Annotated in this window: 19 protein-coding genes; 9 read left to right on the top strand and 10 right to left on the bottom strand. The window is 73.4% G+C overall.

Annotated elements, in window-relative coordinates; translation table 11 throughout:
• The first annotated feature begins 46 nt into the window (after positions 1 to 46).
• Genes FOF48_RS32370 through FOF48_RS32360 form a run of 3 tightly spaced genes read left to right on the top strand, consistent with a single transcriptional unit; the run spans position 47 to position 2,426 of the window.
• A complete protein-coding gene (locus FOF48_RS32370; protein WP_143908135.1) occupies positions 47 to 826 on the top strand; it encodes an alpha/beta fold hydrolase in 780 nt (259 codons plus the stop codon).
• The gene (locus FOF48_RS32365) at positions 808 to 1,596 is read left to right on the top strand and encodes a ZIP family metal transporter (RefSeq protein ID WP_143908133.1); all 789 of its coding nucleotides are present in this window, start codon (positions 808 to 810) and stop codon (positions 1,594 to 1,596) included. Before FOF48_RS32370 ends, FOF48_RS32365 begins: the two co-directional genes overlap by 19 nt.
• 20 nt (positions 1,597 to 1,616) lie before the next feature.
• The gene (locus FOF48_RS32360) at positions 1,617 to 2,426 is read left to right on the top strand and encodes an SDR family oxidoreductase (protein WP_143908131.1); all 810 of its coding nucleotides are present in this window, start codon (positions 1,617 to 1,619) and stop codon (positions 2,424 to 2,426) included.
• Between the two features lie 8 nt (positions 2,427 to 2,434).
• Here the strand turns inward: FOF48_RS32360 and FOF48_RS32355 are convergent, their stop codons facing one another.
• From FOF48_RS32355 to FOF48_RS32340, 4 genes are all read right to left on the bottom strand, one after another.
• Positions 2,435 to 4,831, bottom strand: a complete 2,397-nt coding sequence (locus FOF48_RS32355; protein WP_186002159.1) for a hypothetical protein — start codon at positions 4,829 to 4,831, stop codon at positions 2,435 to 2,437.
• 60 nt (positions 4,832 to 4,891) lie between these two features.
• On the bottom strand, positions 4,892 to 5,932 hold the full coding sequence (locus tag FOF48_RS32350) for a trypsin-like peptidase domain-containing protein (RefSeq protein ID WP_143908128.1): 1,041 nt from the start codon (positions 5,930 to 5,932) through the stop codon (positions 4,892 to 4,894).
• 211 nt (positions 5,933 to 6,143) lie between these two features.
• Positions 6,144 to 8,513 (bottom strand): alpha-2-macroglobulin family protein, encoded by a 2,370-nt coding sequence (locus FOF48_RS32345; protein ID WP_143908126.1) that lies wholly within the window; start codon positions 8,511 to 8,513, stop codon positions 6,144 to 6,146.
• A complete protein-coding gene (locus FOF48_RS32340) occupies positions 8,510 to 11,617 on the bottom strand; it encodes an MG2 domain-containing protein (protein WP_143908124.1) in 3,108 nt (1,035 codons plus the stop codon). The genes FOF48_RS32345 and FOF48_RS32340 overlap by 4 nt, the downstream gene beginning before the upstream one ends.
• A 106-nt stretch (positions 11,618 to 11,723) precedes the next feature.
• On the opposite strand from FOF48_RS32340, the gene FOF48_RS32335 reads away from it, so the two are divergent.
• Positions 11,724 to 12,911 (top strand): hypothetical protein, encoded by a 1,188-nt coding sequence (locus FOF48_RS32335; RefSeq protein WP_143908122.1) that lies wholly within the window; start codon positions 11,724 to 11,726, stop codon positions 12,909 to 12,911.
• A gap of 49 nt (positions 12,912 to 12,960) precedes the next feature.
• Here FOF48_RS32335 and FOF48_RS32330 read toward each other — a convergent pair whose 3' ends face one another.
• Together FOF48_RS32330 and FOF48_RS32325 are read right to left on the bottom strand one after the other, a co-directional pair.
• On the bottom strand, positions 12,961 to 13,242 hold the full coding sequence (locus FOF48_RS32330; RefSeq protein WP_143908120.1) for a hypothetical protein: 282 nt from the start codon (positions 13,240 to 13,242) through the stop codon (positions 12,961 to 12,963).
• Complete coding sequence (locus FOF48_RS32325; protein ID WP_143908117.1) at positions 13,235 to 13,477, bottom strand: hypothetical protein; 243 nt, start codon at positions 13,475 to 13,477, stop codon at positions 13,235 to 13,237. The genes FOF48_RS32330 and FOF48_RS32325 overlap by 8 nt, the downstream gene beginning before the upstream one ends.
• 249 nt (positions 13,478 to 13,726) lie before the next feature.
• Between FOF48_RS32325 and FOF48_RS32320 the strand changes: the two genes are divergently transcribed.
• The gene (locus tag FOF48_RS32320; RefSeq protein ID WP_143908115.1) at positions 13,727 to 13,936 is read left to right on the top strand and encodes a hypothetical protein; all 210 of its coding nucleotides are present in this window, start codon (positions 13,727 to 13,729) and stop codon (positions 13,934 to 13,936) included.
• An 85-nt stretch (positions 13,937 to 14,021) separates the two neighbouring features.
• Here FOF48_RS32320 and FOF48_RS32315 read toward each other — a convergent pair whose 3' ends face one another.
• Positions 14,022 to 14,927 carry an AEC family transporter gene (locus FOF48_RS32315; protein ID WP_143908113.1) on the bottom strand — a complete coding sequence of 302 codons (906 nt, stop codon included), beginning with the start codon at positions 14,925 to 14,927 and terminating at the stop codon, positions 14,022 to 14,024.
• A 222-nt stretch (positions 14,928 to 15,149) separates the two neighbouring features.
• Between FOF48_RS32315 and FOF48_RS32310 the strand changes: the two genes are divergently transcribed.
• A complete protein-coding gene (locus tag FOF48_RS32310; protein ID WP_143908111.1) occupies positions 15,150 to 16,403 on the top strand; it encodes an MFS transporter in 1,254 nt (417 codons plus the stop codon).
• 270 nt (positions 16,404 to 16,673) lie between these two features.
• Here FOF48_RS32310 and traC read toward each other — a convergent pair whose 3' ends face one another.
• Complete coding sequence (gene traC, locus FOF48_RS32305; protein WP_143908109.1) at positions 16,674 to 18,488, bottom strand: outer membrane exchange accessory lipoprotein TraC; 1,815 nt, start codon at positions 18,486 to 18,488, stop codon at positions 16,674 to 16,676.
• 276 nt (positions 18,489 to 18,764) lie between these two features.
• On the opposite strand from traC, the gene FOF48_RS32300 reads away from it, so the two are divergent.
• A complete protein-coding gene (locus FOF48_RS32300) occupies positions 18,765 to 19,001 on the top strand; it encodes a hypothetical protein (RefSeq protein ID WP_143908107.1) in 237 nt (78 codons plus the stop codon).
• A gap of 179 nt (positions 19,002 to 19,180) precedes the next feature.
• Positions 19,181 to 19,972, top strand: coding sequence for an FRG domain-containing protein (locus tag FOF48_RS32295; RefSeq protein WP_143908105.1), 792 nt, complete (start codon positions 19,181 to 19,183; stop codon positions 19,970 to 19,972).
• Between the two features lie 503 nt (positions 19,973 to 20,475).
• Here FOF48_RS32295 and FOF48_RS32285 read toward each other — a convergent pair.
• Positions 20,476 to 21,225: a hypothetical protein gene (locus FOF48_RS32285; protein WP_186002158.1), complete on the bottom strand. Its 750-nt coding sequence runs from the start codon at positions 21,223 to 21,225 to the stop codon at positions 20,476 to 20,478.
• Positions 21,226 to 21,269: 44 nt separating this feature from the next.
• Positions 21,270 to 21,473 (bottom strand): hypothetical protein, encoded by a 204-nt coding sequence (locus tag FOF48_RS32280; RefSeq protein ID WP_143908101.1) that lies wholly within the window; start codon positions 21,471 to 21,473, stop codon positions 21,270 to 21,272.
• Between the two features lie 410 nt (positions 21,474 to 21,883).
• On the opposite strand from FOF48_RS32280, the gene FOF48_RS32275 reads away from it, so the two are divergent.
• On the top strand, positions 21,884 to 23,695 hold the full coding sequence (locus tag FOF48_RS32275; protein ID WP_143908100.1) for an acyl-CoA dehydrogenase: 1,812 nt from the start codon (positions 21,884 to 21,886) through the stop codon (positions 23,693 to 23,695).
• Positions 23,696 to 23,703: the final 8 nt, after the last annotated feature.

Raw genomic sequence — 23,703 nt, 5'->3', positions numbered from 1 at the left:
CAGGGCGTGCCGCCGGTCAAGCCACGCCACGAAAGGTGGTGGTGGCGTGGTGCTCGAGAATTTCCAGGTAGGCACGGGTGACCTGCCCACGGTGATGCTGCACGGCTTCCTGGGCACGGGCCGCAACCTGCGCTCGCTCGCCGTCGCGTGGACGCAGGCCGACCCGCGCCGCCGCATCCTCCTGCCCGACCTCACGGGCCACGGCGCCTCCCCCGCCCTGCCCCCGGACGCCACCCTGACCACGCTCGCGCTCCACGTCGTGGACACGCTGGACGCGCAGGGCATCACCGGCGCCATCGACTGGGTGGGCCACTCGCTGGGCGGGCGCGTGGCGCTCGCCGCCAGCCTGGAGGCCTCCGACCGGGTGGGCAGCGTGTCACTGCTCGACATCGCGCCGGGGCCCGTGCCGCTGGACCTGTCGGAGAGCGGCTACGTGCTGGACATCCTCCTCAAGGCCCCGCCCCGCGCCGACAGCCGCCGCGAGCTGAAGGCGAACCTCACCGGCAACGGCCTGTCCGAGGGCCTCTCGGACTGGCTCCTCATGAACCTGGTGCCCGACGGCGACGGCGTGCGCTGGCGCTTCGACCGCGACGCCCTCTTCGGCCTGCACCGGCGCGTCAACGGCGAGGACCTCTGGCCCGCCGTGGAGCGCCCCGTCCATCCGCCCCTGCGCTGCATCCGGGGGGGCCGCAGCCGGTATGTGCCGGAGGAGAGCGCCCGGCGCCTGGAGGCCGCGGGCTGCCCCGTGGCCCTCCTCCCGGACGCGGGCCACTTCGTCCACGTGGACAGCCCCCAGGCCGTGCTCGCGTGGCTGATGGCCCCGTGATGGACTCCACCACCGTCCTGCTCGTCTTCATCGCCGTGGCGCTGGACGGGCTGGCGGGGCTCGCGGGCGGAGTGCTGTCCGAGCGCTGGTTGCAGAAGCGGCTGCCCGCGCTGGTGGCCTTCGCCGCCGGCACCTTGTTGAGCGCGGTCTTCCTGGAGGTGCTCCCGGAAGCCGTGGCCACCCGCGGTGACGTGGCCTTCACCTGGGCCTTCGCCAGCTTCGTCGCGCTGGCCCTGCTGGAGTGGGCCCTGGGCCATCACCACCACCACGCGGAGGGCGCCGCGGGCCATGCGCATGACCACGCCCATGGCGCTCCCACGCTGCCCAGCACGCTGCTCGCGTCGGATGCGCTGCACAACATGGGGGATGGCGCGGCGGTCGCGGCCGCCTTCCTCGTGTCTCCGAACACGGGCTTCGCCACCGCCTTCGCCGTCATCGTCCACGAGCTCCCCCAGGAGGTGGGCGACTACGCGCTGCTGCGCGCCGCGGGCTGGTCCCGGGTCCGGTCGCTCCTGGCGCTGGCCGGGGTGCAGCTCACCGCCGCCGTGGGCGCGGTGGGCGTGCTGCTGGGCACCGAGCAGCTGCCCTCGCTCCGGGGCACCGTGCTGGCCATCGCCGGCGGTTCGTTCCTCTACATCGGCGCGGTGGACCTGCTGCCCGAGCTGCGCCGGGGCCCGGACTCGCGCCAGCGCGTGGTGGGCTTCCTCTGCGGGCTGCTGCTCATTGGCGGGCTGCACGTCGCGGAGGCCTTCGCGGGAGGCCATGGCTGAAGCCGCCCGCCCCTGCGAGGATGCGGCCCATGCAAGCAAAGTCCGTGATTGTCACCGGTGCCTCGGCGGGCATCGGCGAGGCGCTGGCGGTGGCCCTGGCGGGCCGGGGCGCGAACGTGGCGCTGGCGGCGCGGGATGCCCAGGCGCTGGAGCGCGTGAAGGCGCGCTGCGAGGCCGCGGGAGGCAAGGCGCTGGCGGTGCCCACCGACGTGGGCGACGCGGAGGCCTGCCGTCAGCTCGTGGAGCGCACCGTGGCGGCGTTCGGCGGCGTGGACGTGCTCGTCAACAACGCGGGCATCACCATGCACTCGCGCTTCGAGGACGTGAAGGACCTGGACCTCTTCGAGCGCATCATGCGCATCAACTACCTGGGCGCCGTCTACTGCACCTTCCACGCGCTGCCGCACCTCCGGGAGCGCAAGGGGCTGCTCGTCGCCGTGTCGTCCCTGACGGGCAAGACGGGCGTGCCCACGCGCACCGGCTACGCCGCCAGCAAGCACGCCATGCAGGGCTTCTTCGATTCGCTGCGCATCGAGCTGCTGGGCACCGGCACCGACGTGCTGGTGGTGTCCCCGGGCTTCGTCGCCACGGACATCCGCGCGCGGGCGCTGGGCCCGGAGGGCCAGCCCCTGGGCCAGAGCCAACGCGATGAGAAGGAGCCCACCATGGACGTGGACACCTGCGTGGCCCTCATCCTGCGCGCCATGGAGCGCCGCGACCGCGAGCTGGTGATGACGCTCACCGGCCGCGTGGGCATGGTGCTCAAGCTGGTGGCGCCGGGGCTGCTGGACCGGATCGCCGCGCGCACCATCCGCGGCAAGAAGGCATAGCGCCGGGGCTACTTCTCCAGCTTCGACACCATGCCCCACAGGCCGTCGAAGGTGGCGTTGCCCACCTGGTGCAGGCCGAAGCCCCAGAGGAAGGCGGTCATCCACGCGCCGGAGCCGCCCCACGTGGGGGAGAACACATCCAGCACCTGGAGCCCCAGCAGCACCGCGACGATGGACATCATCCCCAGCACCGCGAGCTCCACCTTCCACAGGTCGCGCGAGCGTGGCAGGGGGATCCAGTCCAGGTTCACCAGCGCGTCGGTGCTCGCCTTCGTCGCCGGGGGCGGCAGGGGAGAGAGGTTCCCGCTGACGGGGCCGCCGGGGAGCGGCGACGGAGCGGACTCGGGCTTCATCGCGAAGGGGTCCAGCGTCACCGCGGAGGTGACGGACTCCATCGCCCACCGCTCCTCCCCCATCCCCATGGCGGCGGGCGGCGGCGGACGCTGCGCGACGTGGCGGGCGAAGTCGTCGCGGGCGGCGCGGTACTCCGGCGCGGCCAGGTTCGCCTCGCCCCGGTCCAGGTGCGCGCGCGCCGCCGTCAGCCGCGCGTCCACCTCCGGCTGCCAGTCCGCCCGGGCGTGCCCGTCCCCCACGGCCTGGGCCTGGACCGGGACCTGGGCCAGGGCCTCGCCCAGGTTGTCCACCAGCTCGCGCAGGTACAGCGCGTGCGCGGACTGGTAGTAGAGGAACGCCTCGTCCACGCTGGAGAACATGTGGGCGCGCGCCCGGGCCAGCTGTTCGCCCACGCGCAGGCGCAGCGCCGCCCACTCCTCCTGCGTGAAGCCCCCCGGCAGCTCGTTCGCGTCGAGGGCGTCCTCCAGGTCCGACAGGAGGATCTCCAGGAACGCCTCGCGCGCGGTCTCCACCAGGCGGCGCGACGCCTCCAGGTCGGGGCCCGGCAGCTGCTGCCGCGCGCGCAGCAGGTACAGGGGCAGCTCGCCCTGGAGCCTGCGGCTCACCGGCTCATCCCCGCGCTGGGAGGCCAGGGTCTGGGATTGCTGCTCCAGCTCCGTCAGCCGCGACTCCAGCACCGCGCGCGCCACCGCCTCCAGGTCCAGCGTGCGCAGGAACTGCGCCTGTTCCGTGAAGTCCGCGGAGGTGGCCTGGTCGTTCTGGAGCAGCGTCTCCACGGCCTTGAGCTTGCGCTCCGCGTCCAGCAGGGCCACGCCCTTGAGCCCCTCCAACTGCCGCAGGAGGCCCGACCAGAGCGAGAACAGCTGGAGGCGTGCCTCGAACAACGCCAGCACGGAGTCCTGCACGACGAGCCCGCTCAGCGGCCGCTGGATGTCCTCGAGGAGCGCGTCCACCTGGCGGCGCAGCGACGCGGCCACCGCGGCCTCGCGCTCCAGCGGACGGGCGGGCACCAGCGATTGCAGCTTCTGGCGCGCGGCCTCCGCCCGGCCGCGCAGCGCCACGCGCGGGCGCACGCGCTGCACGTAGAAGCGCACGGACGCGGACGCCACCACGCCCAGGAAGATGAGGAACGCGCCGAACATCGCGGGCGTCTTCACCCAGACGGTGAAGGCCTGGTCCACCGCCGCGCCCTGCGGCACCAGCAGGCGCACCGTCCCGGTGTATTCGCCGGACTCCGGCAGGCCGTCCACGTCCAGGCTCAGCAGGCCGGTGCCGTGCGCGGGCACCTCGATGACGCCCTGGGTCTCCGAAGCCTGGGGAGCCTGGGGCTGGCCCTCCGGCCCGCGGAAGGACCAGCGCGCATCCTGCGCCTGCACGGGCGCCGCGCCATTGCCCGCCCCGCCCTCCTTGCGGTCCAGCTGCACCACCGCCGCGGGCCCCACCGGGCCGCCCACGCCCGCCGTCTCGCGGAAGGCCAGCCGCACCGTGGCCTTCCCGGAGAACGGCCCCAGCGTCCAGCCTCGCGCGGGCGCCACCGGATAGAACTGCACCGTCGGCGCCGTCAGCACGCGCTGGATGACGAGCGGCGTGACTTCCCGCACGCCGTCCCCCCACAGCACCACGCGGCCCTGGTATTCGCCGGGCGAGGGCAGGTCCGCGGACAGCGTCACCGTCACCGGCTGCCGCACGGAGATGGGCACCTCCCGCGCGCCGTCCCCCGCCGTCCCCACGCGCACCGTCACCGGCACCTGCGTGCCGTCCACCGCCAGCAGCGGATCCACCCAGACCGTCACCCGCGTGTCGTCCGCTCCTGGAGGCGCTCCGCTCGCCCCCGCGTCGAGCCCCGGCAGCAGGTCCACCCGCAACGCCGTCTCCACGTGGCCGGTGGACGTGCGCAGCCGGACCTCGCCGTGAGAGGACACGCCCGCGATGCCGAAGCGCGGCGCCGCGAACACGAGCGCCGGCATCAGGCAGAGCACGGCACAGGTCAGCCCCGCGACGGAGCGGAGCGGAGCCAGGAAGGTGCCGCGGTTTCGAGCTGGAAGGCCCATGCGCGGGGACGATAGCAGTCCCCTCCCCGCGCCCCGCATGTTCGTCCCGCGCGCGGGCGGCTAGTCCCAGCCCAGGCGGCGCAGCACGTGCGATGGCAGGCTGTCGCGGATGGTGTCCAGGGGGATGCCCTCGTCGTCCTCGGCGGCCTCGTGACCGGGGCGCGGATCTCCGCTGTGGTGCAGCGCGACCAGCTCCAGGTCCGGCGTGAAGCACGGCGAACCGGACGAGCCCGGGTGCGTGTTGGTGCAGTACGTGACGCGCGTCTGGGAGCGGTTGATGGCCTGGAAGGTGTCCAGCGCCACCTGCATGGGCCGGCCCTTGGGGTGCTGCACGACGAGCGCCAGCGAGCCGGGCGCGAAGGCCGTGGGCGACGGCGGGGCCAGCGGGACGAAGCCGCGCGAGCGGTCCCCCAGCCGGTCCTCGCCGGGGGCGTCCTGAATCTGGAGGAAGGCGTAGTCCAGCTCGTCGCGCGTGGCCTCGCGCGGGCGCGGGTGCATCAGGTCCGCCGGGCTGTGGGGGCTCTGCGCCAGGCACGCCGTCACCGCGTACACCCGGCCGGGGTGCACCGCGATGCGGTCAGGCAACACCTTCAGGTCGAAGCGCACGCGCAGCGCCTCCACCAGCCGGTTCTCGATGACGTGCGAGTTGGTGAGCACCACGTCCGGCGCCACCAGGAACCCCGTCCCCAGCGCGCGCCCGCCGTCCAGCTCCACGCGGCACACGCGCCGGGACAGCGTGGTCAGCCGATCACGCCAGACCTCCGGCGTCAGCGCCTGCCTCGAAGCCTGGACGATGCGCGCCAGCGCGCTGCCGGACACGCTGCGCTGCACGGAGGACAGGTAGCCCTGGAGGAAGCGGCGGATCCGGGGATGCCCGGGCGCCGCCGCCTGCGCGCCCCGCACCAGCACGTCCGTCCACCCCTCCGCCTCCGCGGTGTGCACGAGCGCCCGAGCCCGCGCCGCCCCCTCCCGTTCGACGGAGGGCACGAGGAGGGTCCGGCCACATTTCGCGGCGACCATCCGGTAGAGCTCCTCCACCGACGTGAACGCGCCCAGGAGGGCGTGGGTCAACTCCTCCTGTTCGGAGCCTTCAAGCTCCATCCGTTTCCTCTCGCGGCCGCGCGATGTTCACACCCGCCATGTGACTTGCAGTGTACGCATGCGTGCAGCGATTGCACTGAGCGTGGAGCGCTCGCCGGGCCGGGCCCCTGCCGCGCATCCGGCGGGCATTCGACCGCCGTTCCCCGCCAGACGGAAGGGCCTTGGACTCGGGCCGTGAGTGGAGAATGACCCCACGGACCCGAGGGCAGGTTCAGCGCACCGCCCAGGTGGTGGGCGGCAGCGAGGCGGTGATGTCCGGGCGGCCGGGCACGCCCAGTCGCGCCGCGCCCGCCTGCAACGTCCCGGCGAGCGTGGGGAGCACGCGGAAGTCCACCCGCGCCAGCGCCCCCTGCTCACGTGGGGCGAGCCGCAGCGACAGCGCCCCGTCCTGCACGTCCCACGACAGCACCTGCCCCGCGGCCACCAGCGCGTCCAGGCTGGCGGGGTCCACCTGCACGCCGGCGGGCAGGTCCTGCTGGAACAGGAGCGGCAGGGACGAGGGCGCCCCCACCTGGACCCGCACGTCCGCCAGCTTCCCCACGCGCGCCTCCTTCGGGCCCGTCACGGCCAGCTGCAGGCCGCCCTTCGCCTCGCCCTTCCACGGCACCGCCGCGGCCAGCGTGAGGGAGAAGCCCAGCCCGGGCACCGCGGGCTCCGCGCGCACCGTCCACGCGTGCGTCCCCGCCGAGCCCGGCGCGGCGGCCTCCAGCGCCAGCACCTGGCGCAGCGCCTTCGCGTCGTAGGTGCCCTCGGTGACGGTCTGCCCGTCGCGCGCGAGCGTCACGCGCACCTGCGCGGGCAGCGGGTCCTTGAAGAGCACCAGCGCCGCGCGCAGGCCCACGCGGTTCGCCTGCCCATCCCCCCAGCCCAGGCCGGGCGTGTAGTGCGCGAGCAGGTAGGCGCCCAGGTCCGCGAGCGGCGCCTTCGCATCGCCCTGGAGGGCGAGCACCGCCATCGCCGTGGCCTCCTCTTCGGAGGGGGCCTGGCCGTCCGCGCGCTCCGTGCCCGGCTCCACCGGCAGCGACGCGGCGCCGTCCTTCCCGGCCTTCAGCGCCTCCCGCACACGGGTGCGCAGCGCCTCCGCCACGTCGCCCGTCGCCGAGCCTTCCGCCAGCAGCACCGCCGCCGTGTAGCCATCCTTCACCTGCGGCAGGTAGCGCTCGAAGACGCCCGACGCGCGCACGGTGAAGGCCGACGCGCGCCGCTTGCCCTCGGGGGTGCCCACCGCCGCGCGCACCGTGCGCGCGCAGTCCGCCGTGGCCACCAGCAGCCGCTGGAGCGTCCAGCCTTCACCGCCCTGGCAGGTGCCGTCCGGCCGCTGCGCCTGGGCCACCACGCCCACGAGCCGCTCGCCCAGCCGCGCGAGCACCGGGTTGTCCGGGTGGGCCAGCGCGCCCTCCGCCAGCCGCGTCGCCACCTCCACGGAGGGCGCCCGCGCGGCCCGGAGCACCCGCTGCCCCGCGACCAGCGCCAGCGCCTTCAGCGCCTCGGGGTCCGGCGTCTCGCCCAGGGCCCGGAGCAGCTCCGGCGCCTGCCCCGCGAGCAGCAGCGCGTACGCATCCCCCGCCACGTCCGCCGGCCGGCGCTCCACCGCCGCCAGCTCCGCGCGCACCACGCCCAGCGCGCCTGGGTACACCTGGAGCCGCACGCGCTCACTGCCGGACTGCGCGTCCGCGGGTCCGTCCAGCGACAGCGTGCGCGGCGCCGCCAGCGAGCCTCCCCGCGTCTGGGTGACGGGCTGGCCCGTCGCCCACACGTCGAAGTCGCGCACCACCGCGTCGGTGTCTCCCAGCGAAGCGCGCACCGTCACCGGCCCCGCGCCCCCGGCCCGCACCGTCATCCACTCCACCACGCTGCCCCGCGCGGGCACCCGCACCGTGCGCGCGCCGGCCTCCACCTGGGCGCCCTTCACCTCCACCTTGAGCGCGGCCTCCACTGGCGCGCCGGTGGTGTTCACCACCTGCACCGGCAGGCGCACCGTGTCGCCCGCGCGCAGGAAGGGCGGCAGCACCGGATCCACGTAGGTGGGCAGCGTGCCCGCGAAGGACGTCACCGCCCCCGCCTGCGCGCCGGAGCGCGAGTGCGCGAGCGCCAGCACCCGCCACTGCGTCAGCCGGTCCGGCACGCGCACCGGCACCGTCGCCGCGCCGGTCGCGTCCGTCACCACCAGGGGCTCGAAGAGGAACGTCTCCGGGAACCACGCACGGGCGGGCGAGGCCCCGGAGGTGTTCCCGTCGGAGGAGCGCTCCTCCTCCATCTCGGCCACCGCCATGGGGGCACCGGCCAGGTCCGCCGCCGGGACGCTGGGCGCGGCGGCCACGGCCCCGCCACCCGGCCCGCCGCCGCCCTCGTCGTCGTAGGTGTGGGACGAACCGAAGTTCCGCATCTTCTTGCGCTGCAGGAGGTCCACCGCCGTCTTCCCTTCGGTGACCTCCCGCATCGGCGCTCCGGCGAGCGCGGCGGCGGAGGACCCAAAGGAATGGCGAACCAGGTCCCCGGCCACCAGCGCGAGGGTCACCGCCCCCAGCACGAACCCCACCCCGAGGCCCCCGGCCCCGGTCAACAGTGAGCGCAGCTTCATGGCGCCTCCCGGGCGACCCACGCGCCCCAGTTCACGACGTCCTCTGGCAACCGCGTTCCGTTCACCACCACCGCGCGGGGATCCGTCAGGGCCAGCAGGTCCTGGGGCAGGCGCGACAGCCGCAGCTTGCGTCCGTATGCATCCGTCACCTTCTCCCCGCGCTTCTCGCAGGCGGCGAGCGACTCCGCCCACAGCCGCGCGAGCCCCGCGGGCTCCAACGTCTCTCCCGCGGGAGCGGTCTCCTCCCACTTGCGCGTGCGCGCGTGCAGCTCCGTCAGCACCGCGTAGAAGGGCTCCGTCAGCTCCGCGTCCGGCGAGAAGGGGCTCGTCGCGGTCGCGGACATCGGCGTCTCCACGTCCTCCAGCTCGGGCACCGCCGTCACGCGCAGGAGCGCCGCCGCCGCCGCGTTCGCGCCCCGGATGCGCCCCATCGCCAGCGCCTGACCATCCAGCACCCCGAAGGCCGGCGTGGCCACCGTTGGCGCGGGCCGCAGGCCATCCAGCGCGTCCGCGCCCGGCAGCGGCGCGAGCTGCGAGAGCGTCTCGTCCACGCCGAAGAGGCCCACCGCCGCCTCACCGTCCTGGCCGTCCACGCGCGTGCGCACCTGGAGGCGCGCCAGCTCCCCGGGTGCGTACGCGGGCTTGTCCGGCGACACCTCCACCGACAGGCTCGCGCGCGGCGCGACGTACACGCGCGCCGTCGCCGCCACGCCCTCCACCTGGGCCCAGCCCTCGAAGTCCTTGGGCAGGGTGAAGCGCGCCGAGCGCGTGGCGGGATCCAACACCTCCTTCAGCCGCGCCTGCCCCGCCACCAGCACCAACGTCCGGGGCAGCTCCCCCGCGAAGTCCGGGCCGCGCAGCAGCTCCACCTTCACGGTGTCGCCCGCCTTCGCCAGCACCGGCGTCGCCCGCAGGCGCAGCGCCGGCAGGCGCGCGGGGCGCAGCACCACCTTCGTCTCGCCCACGTCCTGGCCATCCGACTTCGCGCGGACCTTCAGCTCATAGCCCAGGAACGTGGTCGCCTGCGGCGCGCGCGTCTGGCCTCCGCCGAACACGGGCCGCGCCGTGAAGCGCACCAGGCCCATGGCTTCCGGCACCGTCCGGCCCGACAGGACCTCCGTGGGCGTCCGGGCCGGCTGGCGGAGGTGGGCGATGCGCTCCTTCACGCACGCCAGCGCCGACGCGGGCAGCGCGTCCTCCTTCGCGGGCACTGGAAGCCACGCCAGCGCCAGCTCCGGCTTGTCCGACCACCGCCGCCACGTCAGCACGGCGGGCACGGCCGCGACGCGGTCCAGCATCAGGGGGAGACACGCGCGAGCATCCAGCGCCGCGAGCATCAGGCCCTCGTTCACCCCGCGCGAATCCCCGTGGGCGGCCTCGAAGTTCCAATCCAGCACGGGCAGGCCCGGATCCATGGCCTGGAACCGCAGTTGGAGCATCCGCTCCGTGCCCGCCGGCAATCCACGCGCGCGCAGCGCGGACACCATGCAGCCCTCCAGCCCCTCGTCCACGCCGGCCACGTCCAGCACCTGCCCGGACGCGCTGATCCGCATGGCGAACTCCGCGGTGGCCGCGCCGGTGCCGGGCGCGACGAAGCGCGCGCAGGGATGAAGGGCGGGCAGCAGGCGCTCCAGCGCGAGCTGATCCGCGAGCGACGTCTGGCCCGCCTGCGCGCCCAGCAGGTCCCGCGACGTCAGGAGCGACACGGGCGGCGGTCTCGGCTGTGGGCGCACGGGCATGGGCGGCACCACCACGTTCACCGCGGGGCCGGGGTCCAGTTGGAAGGCGGCCACGCCGTCCTCGTCCGCCACGGCGCTCACACCCTTGTCGGCGGGGTCCCACGCGCGCGTCACCGTCACCTCCGCGCCCGGCAGCACGCGGCCCGCGGCGGTGGTGGCGCGCAGGTAGACGCGGTTGCTGAAGCCCGCCACCAGCCCATCCTCCAGCTCCGTCACCGGGGACACGGCCAGCGCGTCCTCGGACAAGAGGAGCGACACGGCGCCGCGCACCGGCTCGCCCGTGGCGTCCTTCGCCTCCACGCTCGCGCTCAGCGTGGCCTGCCCCCTCAGGTCCTGGGGCACGCGCGGCAGCGTCAACCGGAAGCGACCCGAGGCGTCCGTGCGCGCCTGCTTCGGCAGCTCTCCGCGCAGCCACTCCGTGGGCGGCGGCCATGCGCCGTCGTGGCTCCACTCCAGCGTCACCTCCGTGTCCGCCACCGGCGCCCCGGACGCGTACTCCACCTGCCCCGTCACCTCCGGCGTCTCGTTGGCGCGCCAGAAGGGCCGGGAGCTCTGGGCCTCCAGGCGCATGCGCGGCAGCGTGAAGGGCTCCACCGTGAAGAGCGCGTCACCGGACGCGCCGCCGCTGGTCCACGTCACCGCCCACGTGCCCGTGGGCGCGCCCCGGTCCAGCGGGAAGTCTCCGGCCACCACGCCCCAGGGCCCCGCGGGGGCGCGCTCCTCCAGCACCACCTCCCCGGAGGGGTCCATCACCTTCCACGTGCCCGGCCGCCCATCCAGCGGCGACAGGTCCTTCGCGCGCAGCGCCACCGCGCGGAAGCGCACCCGGTGCCCGGGCTCGTAGAGGGGCCGGTCCGTCAGCACCCGCACGCGCGCGGGCGCGTACAGGGGCAGCGCCGCCTCCACCGTGTCGCTGCCCAGCGGCGTGGTGACGCGCGCGCGCAGCCGGTAGTCCCCGTCCGGCACCGCGGGCAGCGTCACGGGAGCGGACATCGGGCTGTCGCCGTCGCGCTGCCAGCGGGCGTTGGCGTCCACCGGCAGGGGCAGCGCCTTGCCCGCCGCGTCCACCAGGAACAGCTCCGCGGTGCCCCGGCTCACGCCGGCCTGGAGCACGTCGCCCTCCGCGTCCACCCCGTGCGCGACCGCCCAGACCACCACCCGGCCGGAGGCGCCTCGCGCCAGGGCTTGAGCGGACACCCCCACCGTCTGGCGGAACGCGCCATCCGGACACCGGGGCACCTCGACGCCCTGGAAGACCCAGGCGGACAGGCACCGCCCGGAGGCCGCCTCGGCCAGTGCTCCGCCCAGAAGCAACAGCCCGATCCCGCCCGCCACCCATCGTCGGCGCTGGATGCCACCTGTCATGCGTTCCCCTCTCCCGTCTTTTCACTGTACGCCGGAAAGCCAGGAGACGGTCCCCGCCTCCCCCCGTTGACGTATCCCCGCGGTGGGTGGGCTAGGGTGCCGCGCCATGGTCGCGCCGAAGAACCGTCCCCCGCAGGATGCCTTGCCGCCCCGCCTGGATGCGCTGCTCGAGTCCCTGATGGACCGGGACTTCGCGGCGCGGCTGCGCAAGGTCTACCAGGCGGCCGCCATCGCCATCGACAGGCTGGGCCACCTGAACATCGTGAAGTACGAGCCGACCACCGCCGAAGCCGACGACGCCGCGGACCTGTCGCTCTGGGAGACCATGGCGCCCGCCATCGGCGACACGCTGGTGGACGTCAACCGGCTGGTGCTGGCCATCCGCGACGCGTTCCCTCCGCCCGCCCGCCCCGCGCTGTCGAGCGACGGCGGCTGGGCCCCGCCGCCCGCGAGCTCCGACGAGCGCCTGTCCCAGGAAGCGGAGGCCGTGCTGCACGCCAGCGCCGAGCGCCTGTCGAAGCGCGTGCAGGAGCTGGGCGTGCAGATGCGCCGGCCGGAGGTGGTGAGCGACCGCTGGACGTTGATGTCGGAGCTGGCCGCGTCGCGCGCGGACTTCCGCAACCGCATCGGCGACCTCGTGTACCTCACCGCCGCGGCGTTCGCGGACGTGCGGCGCGAAGACGTGGTGCCCGGCTACGCGAACCAGGTGGGCGCGCGCGTGGCGCTCCGAGGCGCGGCGGCGGACCTGCGCCGCTCACTGCTGGGGCGGATGGAGCGCGCCGCGAAGGCGACGGACGCGCAGCGGCCCGCGCTGGCGCGGCAGGCGGAGGAGAGCCTCGCGGCCTTCGTGTCCCTGTCCTCGTCGCTCGCGCTGAAGACCCCCACCAAGCGCGAAATCGTCGCGACGCGGGGCCGGCTGAGGGAGGCGGGCGCGCAGCCCACGCTGGGCCCGGACGCGCTGCCCGGCCTGGTGGAGCCCTTCCTCGCGCTCCTGGACGAGGCGATGGAGGAGCTGACGCGCCACTGGCTCACCGTGCACGACCGCGCGGTGTGGGCGGCGAGCGGCGTCCGGCTGGAGCAGGTGGACATGCACCTGGAGCTGGGCTCTCCGGGCGCGGCGCGCGTCCTGGAGGAGGCGATGGCGGCGGCGGGCGCGCTCACGGGCCGCTCGGCCCCCTTCGACGCCTTCCTGCGCAAGGGCCGGCAGGAGGCCGCGGAGGGCCTCAACGAGGCCAATGCGCGCGACCTGCTCGCCCGCTTCCGCGAGCGGCTGGCCAGCCTGCCCTTCAGCTAGCGCGGCCTGAAGGAGCCCCGGAAGTCCAGGGCCCCCGCCGCACGGACGCTCAGGGCTTCGCGGGCGCGGGCAGCGCGGGGTCTTCCTTCTTCGGAGGCAGCACGCGCAGCTCCTCGAAGCGCTCCGCCAGCGTCTCCGGCGTGAGCTCCTCCTGCCACTGCTTGGGATTGGTGTTCCAGCCGAAGTCGGCCGGCACCTTGCCGCCGCCCTGGCTGGTGTAGCCAATCATTTCCGGGAACTGCGCGGACCAGCGGCCGCCGGGGTCCGGCTCCTTGGTGACGTGCTGCCGGTTGGGGAGGATGAAGGGCTTGGGCTTGGGAGCATCACTCATGCAGCACAGCCTCTCCGAAAGCAGGCCGCATGGGTAGGGGCAAGCGGGGCCCCTGCCGCCTTCGCGCATGGTCCTTGGGGGGCAGCACGCCAGGCCCCAGCGCGAACACCGCCGCGAAGTAGCGCGCCTGCCCCTCGCTGGCGTAGCGGTAGCGCCGCGACCCGCCCTCCCAGGCCACGTCCACCCGCCAGCCCCTCCGGTCGCACACGAGCTTCACTGTGGTCCCTGCACCCATCCCACGCCTCCCCTGTCCCGTTGCTGTCCTGGGGGTCGCACCATGAAATCTCCGTGCCAGCCTTCGTGAGCCCGGCCAACGGGTTGCGGTGTCGCGGGGTGAGCAGTCAGCCTGCCCCCGGTAACGTTTGCAGCCAGGCACCTGGGGCCGCCCGCCGTCCCAGAAAGGAGGGGCGGGGCGCCATACCGTGTCCTCGCGGGAACACACCGGTCTGCTTGTGCCGCGCGGATCCTGCGTTACTTCAATGGCATGACCCAATTCGAGACCCAGAGCGGAGAGCGGTTCGCGGACTTCGATCTTCCCGAGGGCTGCATGATGTGCGGCGGCGCGGTCTCCATCCGGGCCACGCCGGCCGGGGCCCATGGCTACTGCCCCCACTGCCACGTGCTGTCGCGCCCCCAGATGCGCGTGAAGCCCAATGGCGTCGAGCTCTCCTTCGAAACGATGGCGCTCGCCTGAACCCGGGCGCCTCTTCCCCACCTGAGAACCCGCACGGGCGGAGCACGCGCCCGGGGCGGCGAGGATGGAAGCGCCCGTGCGGGCGTCAGCGCACCTGGGCCAGGAGCAGCGGCGCGGTGAAGAACGACAGCGGGATGCCCACCCCCACCATGAGGACCCCCAGCTCCGGATCCAGCTCGTACTCGGCGGCGAGGATGGCCGCCGTCACCATGGGCGCCATGGCGACTTGCAGCACCGTGGCCTGCTTCACTACCAGCGCCAGCCCGGGCGCGAACATCAGCAGCCCCAGCACCGCCAGCGGAGCGAGCACCAGCTTATAGGACAGCCCCAGCGCCAGCGCCGGCACGCGCGGGCGCACGCCCTGGAGCCGCAGCTGGAAGCCCACGACGAAGAGGGCCAGGGGCGTGAGCAGGTCACCCAGCCGGCGCAGCACCGCGTCCAGCCAGTCCGGGAAGGCGAAGGGCCGCAACACCAGCGCCAGCACCAGCGCCTGGAACGGCGCGAAGCGCAGCACCTTGAGGACGAGCGTGCGCGCGGGCAGCGACGTCCCGGCACGGGCCTTCGCCGCCGTCAGGGTGGCGAGCGTCGCCAGCACCAGGAACGAGCCCAGCTGATCCGCCACCACCGCCACCGCCATGCCGTCCGGGCCCAGGAGCGCGGTCGCCATGGGGAGGCCCACGAAGGCCGTGTTGCCCAGCCCCGCGGTGAGGATGAGCGCCGCCACCGATTCGCGCGACAGCCCGAGCCGGGGCCCGAGCAGCCGCAGATACACCCCCGCCCCCAGGTACAGCAGCCACGGCGCCGCCGCGGCCACCAGCAGCCCGGGCGCGAACTCCAGCCGGTGCATGGCGCGCAGCACCAGCGCCGGCAGCGACACGTTGAGGATGAAGGCGCTGAGCACCTGCGCCGTGGACTCGGGGAACCGGCCGCTGCGGCGCGCGAGCACCCCCAGCACCAGGCATGCCCCCAACAGTCCGATGACCTGACCCATGCCCGCGCTCCGTCCCGCCTTTCTCGTGGGGGCGGGCACCCTGGAGGAGCGCGCCGGAGAAGTCCAGCGCCGTGAAGGGGCTCGTTCCCACGTGACTGGAATGCGTGAGGCTCCAACCGACCGGCGAGGACAGAGAGGCCGTGGAAACGCAGGGGACGGGCGCGCATGCTCGCCGGGCGCCCCCGGTCAGTTCCTTCTCCACGCGGCCGTCGGCGCTCCTCCATGAATCCCGTTGCCACGGTGTTGAGAGCGCTGGGCGGGGGCGGTCTGCCTCGCACGTACTGGGTGCTGTGGGTGGGCACCTTCGTGAACCGGCTGGGGTCCTTCGTCGCCCCCTTCCTGGCGCTGTACCTGACGCGCGAACGCGGCTTCAGCGTGGAGCAGACGGGCTTCATCGTGGCGCTCAACGGCGCGGGCACGGTGCTCGCGGCCCCGCTGGGGGGCATGCTCGCGGACCGGGTGGGCCGCCGCCTGACGCTCGCGGGAGGGCTGTGGCTGGGGTCGGGGGCGATGCTGTTCATCGGCTTCTCGGAGACGCCCGGGCGCATCGCGGTGGCGGCCTTCTTCCTGGGCATCCTGGGAGACCTGTACCGCCCGGCGGTGTCCGCGGCCGTCGCGGACCTGGTGCCACCAAAGGACCGGGCGCGCGCCTACGGGATGCTCTACTGGGTCATCAACCTGGGCTTCGCCATCGCGCTGCCGCTGGCGGGGCTGCTGGCGGGGTTGGGCTACCGGCTGCTCTTCGTCGCGGACGCGGCGACCACGTTCGTCTACGGCTGCTGCGTCTGGGCGTTCGTGCCGGAGACGCGGCCCCAGGTGGCGAGGGACAGCCTGGCGGCGCGCTCCACGCTGGGGGACCTGCTGACGCCGTTCCGCGACGGCGTGTACCTGTCCTTCTGCCTGCCCGTCTTCGCGCTGGCCCTGCTCTTCTTCCAGAGCACCATGAGTCTGCCGGTGACGCTGTCCGCGCGGGGCCTGTCCCCCGCGGACTACGGCCTCGTGATGGCGGTCAACGGCGTGCTCATCGTCGCGCTGCAGCCGTTCGTCACGCGCGTGGTGGGTCGGATGCGGCGCTCCACCGCGCTGGCGCTCGCGGGCGTGCTGACGGGGGTGGGCTTCGGGCTGCACGCGCTCCCAGCGGGCGTGCCGTGGGCGATGACCGCCGTGGCGGTGTGGACGCTGGGGGAGATGGCGCAGTCGCCGGTGGCGCCCTCGGTGGTGGCGGACCTGGCGCCGCCAGAGCTGCGCGGCAGCTATCAGGGCGCGTACCACATGATGTGGGGGCTGGCGTCCAGCGTCGCGCCCGCGCTGGGCGGCGCGATGCTGGGCCATGCTGGGGCCAACGCGCTGTGGGCGGTCTGCTTCGGAGTGGGGATGACCGCGGCCGCGTGGCACCTGGCCATCGCGGGAGCGCGACGGCGCCGGGTGGAGGTGCTGCGCACGGAGCGCCCCGAGATGAGCACCAGCATGGACTGAGGGGGCGCGGACCGGGGCGGAGGCCGGACTCCGATCCGCGCACGGTGAGCAACGCGACGCAGGGGCGCTTCGTGCCACGACCCGACGCCCAGGAAGGCATCGTCGGGCCGCGCGGGCGACGTCACGGCCCGACGCCCAGGAGGACATCGCGACCGGCCGCGCGCGAGCGACGGCACGGCCCGACACCCAGGAGGGCTTCGTGACGGGCCGCGCGCGAGCGACACCACGGCCCCCTGGAAAGACATCGCGAGGCCGCGTGCTCGGGCGACGCTACTGCCCGACGCCCAGAAGCGCCTCGGGCTTCGTGAGGCCGCGCGCGCGGGCGACGGGCTGGAGGATGTCCTGCGGAGGCGCGTCGGCGGTGAGCAGCAGCGCGCGCACGGCGGTCTCCACCACGTCCTCGGCGCCGGGGCGCACCATGCCGCGCCGGGCGTCCTCCACGCGCTTGCCGCGATACACGTCGAAGCGCTCCTTCACGCGCTTCGCCAGGTCCGCGACCGCCTTGTCACCCGCGTCCACGCGCAGCTCCAGCTCGTTGCGCAGCTGCACGGGGTCCGCGAGCACGCCGTAGCGGTCATAGCCCTTGTGGGCCAGGTCCTCGTGCAGCACCGCGTAGTCCTGCGTGTTGGGCGCGGCGACCTGCTGGGGCGACAAGAGGTCGCGCATCACCGCCGTCACCGTGGCCGTCACCGTGAGCCGGTGCAGTTGCACGTCGTAGACGAAGTCCGAATACATGGGCTCCTCCACGGTGATGGGCTCGCGGAAGACGGCGTCGCGGTTGCGCTGCACCTCGACGCGCTGGGACTCCGCCTTGTCCAGCGCCACCTGCACGGCGACCTCCAACACGCGCGCCGCCTTGAACTTCAGCGACAACAGGCCCTCGTCCTGGGTGCACTGCCCCGAGCAGCGCTCCGGGTTGCACTCCCCCGGGAAGCTGCCCGGCTTCTTCGCCTCGCGGGCCTCCTCACCACACTCCTGGAGGGCGGTGCGGCACTCGCGCTTCTCCCGCTCGCGGCAGCGCTCGGCGGCGTCGCGCAGGGTGCCCAGCTCCACCTGGGCGCGCAGGTACTCGCGCAGCACCGCGGCCTGCTTGCGCTCCACGCCCTCCAGGGTGCGCTCCGCCTCCAGCAGCTTGGACTCGTACTGGCCGCGCTTCGGGTTGGGCACGGAGCGGTTGCCCGCGAGGTAGCGCTGGCTGCGCTGGGACTCCTCCACTGACTTGAGCGGCAGCACGCGCTCCAGGGCCAGGTCCAGCTTCACGCCCACCCGGCCCGGCGGCGCCTCCGTCACGACCTTCAAGGGCAGCTGCGTGGGCAGGGCCGCGGCCAGCCGTCCCGCGCCCAGGCGCTGGGCGACGTCCGGGGCCTGGGCGTTGTCCTCCACGGGGGTCGCCACCACCAGGAAGGCCACCTCGTCACGCAGCCGCTGCCGCACGGCCTCCGCGCGCTCCCGGGCAGCGGTGGCGCCCACGCGCTCCTGGTCCGCGCGCACGTAGGCGAGCAGGGCATTGCCCAGCTTGCCGGCCTTCTCCAGCGTCTCCGCGCTCGAGAAGAAGCGCTTCGCCCACGCGACCTGCACCGCGTCCACGCCCTTGCGGGCATTCACGTGGTCCGGCGCCACGGCGAGCACCGCGTCCAGCTCGGCGCGGGCGTCCTGGAGCTTCTCCTCCTTCAAGAGCCCCAGGGCCACCCCCACCCGCGCCTCCAGCGTCTGGGCGAGCAGCGCGTGGGCGTTCTCATGGTCTGGATCCAACTCCAGCACGCGCACCAGCAGCTTGGTGGCGGATGGCAGGTCCCCGGAGGCATGGGCGGCGCCGGCCTCCAGGTACACCTCCGCGCCCCACTCCTTGCGCACCGTGCGCAGCTTCACCTTGATCTCGGAGGCCTCCGGGTCGGCGGCCAGGGCGCGCAGGTACGCGGCTTCGGCCTCCGCCCAGTGGCGCTCCTTCACGGCGCCGTCACCTTCACGCACCGCGCGGGAGAAGGCGGAACAGCCGCTGAGCAGCACGAGCGACACCAGGGCCAGGGCGCTCAGCCAGCGGGAGGAGTCGAGGGGGGATCGAACAGGGGGGCTCACGCCCCGCATCTTCGCGGGAAAGTCCTCCAGGGGTGAAGATTCCGACGGCCTGCCCGGCGGGTTGCTCCGCGTGAAGGCAGACACCCTGGCGGGGCGGGCCCGGGACGCCCGGCATCATTAGGCTGTGGTGCCTCCCAATGTCTCACACACCCACACGGTCTTCTGCTGGCAGCGATGAGACAGGGTGCAAGCGTTCAGTGCGCCGGCGTGGGAATGTCGGGAATGACGCGACGCACCGGTCAGTAGAGGAAGTCAGCACCCACGAGGGGGGCTAGAGAGAACCCAATGCCTTGTCCACAGCCGCGTCCCACCGAGTTCCATCTCCCGCTGCGGGCCGATACGTTCTCCATCGAGGAGCACCGCAATGTCCACTGCCGTTTCTACGGCGGATGCATCGACAAGGCGGTCCGCGAGGACTGGGAGAGCTTCACGTGCGCCAAGTGCCCCCTGTTCCAACAGGACAAGGCGCCGGGCGCCAGCTCCTATGCCTTCACCCAGCCGGCGGACTTCGGGCGTCCGTAGTCGTCGTGTGTTGAATGTTTGTGTTTGAGGTGGCCGGGCGTCCGGTCAGGCCCATGCCTCCCCGCTGGGGAAGTGAGCAGGCTTGAGGGACCCCGGCCCCCCGGTGTCCCCTCCCACGCTCCCGATGGTGCGTCCCTGGAGGACAGGGGCCACCTTGGCGGGGGGCGAGGGGACAGCGGATGCAGGAGCGTCGTGTCACATCCTGGTTGGAGTTGCAGGAGCTGTTGTTCGCGGGCTCGTGGAACGAGCCCCTGGGCCGGTTCCGGACGAGCTTCGTCTACCGAGGGGTTCCCGACGCGAAGCTGGACCTGACGGCGACGCTCAACCGCCAGGGGGCGTTCGTGCGGCAGGAGCGGGACCTGCTGCGGGCCTTCCGCAAGTACGCGCGGGGCGTGCCGGGCACGGAGCGGCTCACGTCCATCTGGGACTGGCTGGCGCTCGCGCAGCATCACGGGATGCCGACGCGGTTGTTGGACTGGACGTTCAGTCCATACGTGGCGCTGCACTTCATGACGGAGCGCCAGGACCTGTTGTCCGAGGACGGCGCCGTCTGGTGCGTGGACTACCACCGGACGAACGAGCAATTGCCCCAGCCGCTGCGTGAGCAGTTGCGGTTGGAGGGCGCGGACGTGTTCACCGGGGAGATGCTGGCGACGGTGGCGGTGGACCTGCCGACGTTCGACGGGCTGGCGGGGCATCCCTTCGTGTTGTTCTTCGAGCCGCCGTCCCTGGACGCGCGCATCGTGAACCAGTTCGCGTTGTTCTCGGTGATGAACGGGTCGGGGCTGAGCCTGAACGAGTTCCTGGGGCACCAGCACCTGGGGGTGCGGCGGCTCGTGGTGCCGGCGGCGCTCAAGTGGGAGGTCCGGGACAAGCTGGACCAGGCGAACATCACCGAGCGAGTCCTCTTCCCCGGCCTGGATGGCCTCAGCCGCTGGCTGCGCCGCTACTACGCTCCCCGTCCCCGGTAGGCACCACTGGAGGCACGGGCGCTGGAAGTGGCGGCGGCTCTTGCGAGGGGTTTCGCGGAGCGGGCGCCTGAGGGGGTGGCTCGATGTCAGCGCCTTCGTCGGGAGGACCTGGGGACTCCGCGACCACGTCCCCGTGAGGCGTGACTGCGTAGAAGAACCACCCATCCAGGATGCGCCTTCGTGGCCCCTCGCATCGCTCGAAGTCGGGATCCAACAGCACGTAGTACAGCCCGGGCGTCGGGCCCGTGAAGAGCGAGACGTTGAGGCCATCCTCGGGATGGGAACAGCCAGAGAACAGCCGAGGCGGCTGAGTCCTGACGAACTCGCGGACCGCCCCCACCGCGGCCTGTGCCGCGCCCGCGGGCATGGGGCTCGTCACGGGCCGTGCCGACCGCGCATCCGGCCATTCGACGACCCCCTTCCACACGGCCGAGGGGTGCCTGCACCCGGACATCACCAGCAGGAGCCCCAGCCACCCATGCACCTGTCGCATCCACCCTCCTCTACTCATGCAGCAACCGGAGGGAGCCTGCATCACACCGGGGCGCGACACTGAGGCCTCCGGCGGGTGCCGGTGCGCAGCGGCCCAGCAGGACCCATCCACGCCGGGCCTCGCTCCATTGCTCAATCTCACCCGTCGGAAAGTAGCGCAGGAAGATGCGCGTTCCATCCTGCCGCTCCGCGACCACCGCGGACGCCATCTCCAGGAACGTCGACTGGAACCGGGCGGGTGCGGGATTGCCTGGGATCAATCGCACTTCCGCCATGGCGACAGCGGGCCTGAACGCATCCGTGGGCCAGGCCACCAGGTCCTGAGCTGAAGGGCCCGCGCCACAGGGGTGGTTGTGAATGTAGCCCACGACCCAGACCTGGGTGGGGGGATGATCCGCATCCTGGACCGCGTAGAAGGGCGTGCATCGGTTGTGACGCTCCCGTACGGGCTCGGTCACTCGCCATGACAGTGACTGGTGGGTCCCCGCCACGTAGACCGTCGAGCAGTACTCCGTGGAGAGCCCTGGGATGGGCCTTCGAGTGCCTGGGTCGCACGCCTTCGCGCCCGGAAGCTGGAGCAACGCATCCGCCACGTCACGCAGCAGGGAGATGGGGATGGACGTCTCCCCGGTGGGCATCTCAACGGAGGGGACCTCGGACCAGGGCCCCCGGGCACGCTCCGGCTCGAGCGGAGCCGTGGGCCCAGAGGCGCATCCCGCGAGCAGCGGCACCAACATCCAGAAGGGCAGCGCGAATCGCACGGCGGCGCATCCTAGCGGAAGCGCCGCGGCCTCTCAGGCTCCCTTCACGCGTGCACGGGCTCGCCACCCATCGGGCCGGGACCGGACGTGTCGCGCTCCCGGCGCGCCGCGCGGTCCGCCGCTTCTTTCGCCCACCGCGCGTCATCCTTACGCGCGTTCTTGTGCGCCAACGCTCCGCCCATGACGACCCCGCCCAGCACCACCCCCATCACGACAATCCCCACCAACAACGCACCCATGATGACCATCGGGACCACCTCCACTCCCAACGGTGCGTCTCGCCTGCCCCTCCCGCAGGCCGTACCCGGCGGGGCCCTCGGAGCCTCGCCCCCCTGCCCGCCCCACCCCACCCGCGACTCCGGGGACCCCTCCTGGCAATGGACAGACACGGGACACACCTTCGTCCAAAGACCGCCGGGACTCCCGAAAATGGAGGTGCGTCAATGCAAGACACCGGCCTTGTTGTTGAGTGTGGCAAGCCCCCTGTCGCCCCCAATCCCCGAACCTGGAAGGGACAGCCCTCCCTGCCCATGCCCACCCCCGAGCCGCCCCGCCACGACGCCCCCTGCCCGGACGCACCACCGCCTCCGTCCGACGGTGAATGTCCACCCCACGACGACTTCGACGACGCCATCGCATCCTGGTAGGGAACCGGGGCATGAGCGTGCCCCGCCCCAACCCGCTGCTGTCGGACCGTGACGTGGAGTTCCAGCTCTATGAAGCGCTGGACACCGCGAGCCTCTGCGCGCTGCCTGCCTTCCAGGAGCACTCCCGCGACACCTTCGCGCTCCTCCTGGACAGCACCCGCCGCTTCGCCCGCGAGGTGCTCGCCCCCACCTACCGGCCCATGGACGCCGCCCCGCCCGTCTTCGAACACGGCCGCGTGCGCGTCCACCCGGCCATGCGCTCGCTCTACGCCGGCATGGTGGACCTGGGCCTGCTCACCGCCACCCGGCCCCCCGACGTCGGCGGCCAGCAGCTCCCCCTCACCGTGCACGCCGTGGCCAGCGCCTACCTCATGGCCGCCAACCTGAGCGCCTACGGCTACCTGGGCCTCACCCTGGGCGCCGCGCACCTGCTGGAAGTCTTTGGCACGCCCTTCCTGCGCGACACCTTCATGGCCCGGCTGTACCGCGGTGAGTGGACCGGCACCATGGCCCTCACCGAACCCCAGGCCGGCAGCAGCCTCGCGGACGTGAAGACGCGCGCCACGCCCGCGCCGGATGGCGGCTACCGCCTCCAGGGCTCGAAGATCTTCATCAGCGGCGGCGACCAGGACTTCACCGACAACATCGTCCACCTGACCCTCGCGCGCATCGAGGGCGCGGAGGGCGGCACGCGCGGCGTGTCCCTCTTCGCCGTGCCCGCGCGCAGGCCCCAGGCAGGAGCGCTGGTCCCCAACGACGTCCAGGTGGCCGGCGTCATCCACAAGATTGGCTGGCGCGGCCTGCCCAGCCTCGTCCTCAACTTCGGCGAAGCCAACGACTGCCACGGCTGGCTCGTGGGCCAGCCCGGGCGGGGCCTGGCCTGCATGTTCCAGATGATGAACGAGGCGCGCATCATGGTGGGCCTCAACGGCGTGTCCACCGCCGCCGTCGCCTACCAGGAGTCGCTCTCCTACGCGCGCGAGCGCCCCCAGGGCCGCCCCACCGGCATCCGCGACACCACGCGCGCCCAGTCCCCCATCATCGAACACGCGGACGTGCGGCGCATGCTGCTGCGCCAGAAGGCCATCGTGGAGGGCGGCCTGTCGCTGCTGCTCGCCACCTCCACCCAGGCGGACCTCGCGAACCACGCGCCAGGGGAGTCCACGCGCAAGCGCGCGCAGCTGCTGCTGGACCTGCTCACGCCCATCGCCAAGACGTTCCCGGCGGAGAAGGGTTTTGAATCCAACGCGCTCGCGCTCCAGATTCATGGCGGCTACGGCTACTCCAGCGAGTACCTGCCCGAAGCGTGGCTGCGCGACCAGAAGCTCAACACCATCCACGAGGGCACCACCGGCATCCAGGGCCTGGACCTGCTCGGCCGCAAGGCGGTGGCGGAGGGCGGCGCCGCGCTCCACGCGCTCGACCAGGAGGTGCGCGCCACCACCGGCCGCGCCCGGGCCGCGGGCGTGGACCCCACCTGGAGCGACGCGCTAGAGGACGCGCTCCAGCAGGCCAGCGCCCTCACCCTGGAGCTCGGCGCGCGGGGCATGGCGGGAGAGGTGGACGTGATGCTCCGCCACAGCACGGACTTCCTGGAGCTCTTCAGCGTGGTGGCCGTGGCGTGGCGCTGGCTCGCGCAGGCCGCCGCCGCGAAGGAGGGCCTCGCCCGCGCGCCCTCCAGCGAGGACACCGCCTTCTACGAGGGCAAGCTCGCCGCCGCGCAGTACTGGTTCGCCGTGGAGGTGCCGCGCGTGCCGCTCCTGGCCCACCTGTGCCGGACGGGCGAGGACTCGTACGCCCGCATGCACCCGGACTGGTTCTGACGGGAGGG

It is taken from the genome of Corallococcus sp. Z5C101001, from assembly GCF_007352635.1.
Taxonomy (GTDB): Bacteria; Myxococcota; Myxococcia; order Myxococcales; family Myxococcaceae; genus Corallococcus; species Corallococcus silvisoli.
Note: the sequence above shows the minus strand (reverse complement) of the source record. Positions and strands in the feature narration are given on the sequence as shown.

Excerpts from the sequence above, each read along its gene's own strand:
- FOF48_RS32360 (WP_143908131.1), top strand. The coding sequence starts at position 1,617 with ATGCGGCCCATGCAAGCAAAGTCCGTGATTGTCACCGGTGCCTCGGCG.
- FOF48_RS32355 (WP_186002159.1), bottom strand. The coding sequence starts at position 4,831 with ATGGGCCTTCCAGCTCGAAACCGCGGCACCTTCCTGGCTCCGCTCCGC.
- FOF48_RS32350 (WP_143908128.1), bottom strand. The coding sequence starts at position 5,932 with ATGGAGCTTGAAGGCTCCGAACAGGAGGAGTTGACCCACGCCCTCCTG.
- FOF48_RS32345 (WP_143908126.1), bottom strand. The coding sequence starts at position 8,513 with ATGAAGCTGCGCTCACTGTTGACCGGGGCCGGGGGCCTCGGGGTGGGG.
- FOF48_RS32340 (WP_143908124.1), bottom strand. The coding sequence starts at position 11,617 with ATGACAGGTGGCATCCAGCGCCGACGATGGGTGGCGGGCGGGATCGGG.
- FOF48_RS32335 (WP_143908122.1), top strand. The coding sequence starts at position 11,724 with ATGGTCGCGCCGAAGAACCGTCCCCCGCAGGATGCCTTGCCGCCCCGC.
- FOF48_RS32330 (WP_143908120.1), bottom strand. The coding sequence starts at position 13,242 with ATGAGTGATGCTCCCAAGCCCAAGCCCTTCATCCTCCCCAACCGGCAG.
- FOF48_RS32325 (WP_143908117.1), bottom strand. The coding sequence starts at position 13,477 with ATGGGTGCAGGGACCACAGTGAAGCTCGTGTGCGACCGGAGGGGCTGG.
- FOF48_RS32320 (WP_143908115.1), top strand. The coding sequence starts at position 13,727 with ATGACCCAATTCGAGACCCAGAGCGGAGAGCGGTTCGCGGACTTCGAT.
- FOF48_RS32315 (WP_143908113.1), bottom strand. The coding sequence starts at position 14,927 with ATGGGTCAGGTCATCGGACTGTTGGGGGCATGCCTGGTGCTGGGGGTG.
- FOF48_RS32310 (WP_143908111.1), top strand. The coding sequence starts at position 15,150 with ATGAATCCCGTTGCCACGGTGTTGAGAGCGCTGGGCGGGGGCGGTCTG.
- traC (WP_143908109.1), bottom strand. The coding sequence starts at position 18,488 with ATGCGGGGCGTGAGCCCCCCTGTTCGATCCCCCCTCGACTCCTCCCGC.
- FOF48_RS32300 (WP_143908107.1), top strand. The coding sequence starts at position 18,765 with ATGCCTTGTCCACAGCCGCGTCCCACCGAGTTCCATCTCCCGCTGCGG.
- FOF48_RS32295 (WP_143908105.1), top strand. The coding sequence starts at position 19,181 with ATGCAGGAGCGTCGTGTCACATCCTGGTTGGAGTTGCAGGAGCTGTTG.
- FOF48_RS32280 (WP_143908101.1), bottom strand. The coding sequence starts at position 21,473 with ATGGTCATCATGGGTGCGTTGTTGGTGGGGATTGTCGTGATGGGGGTG.
- FOF48_RS32275 (WP_143908100.1), top strand. The coding sequence starts at position 21,884 with ATGAGCGTGCCCCGCCCCAACCCGCTGCTGTCGGACCGTGACGTGGAG.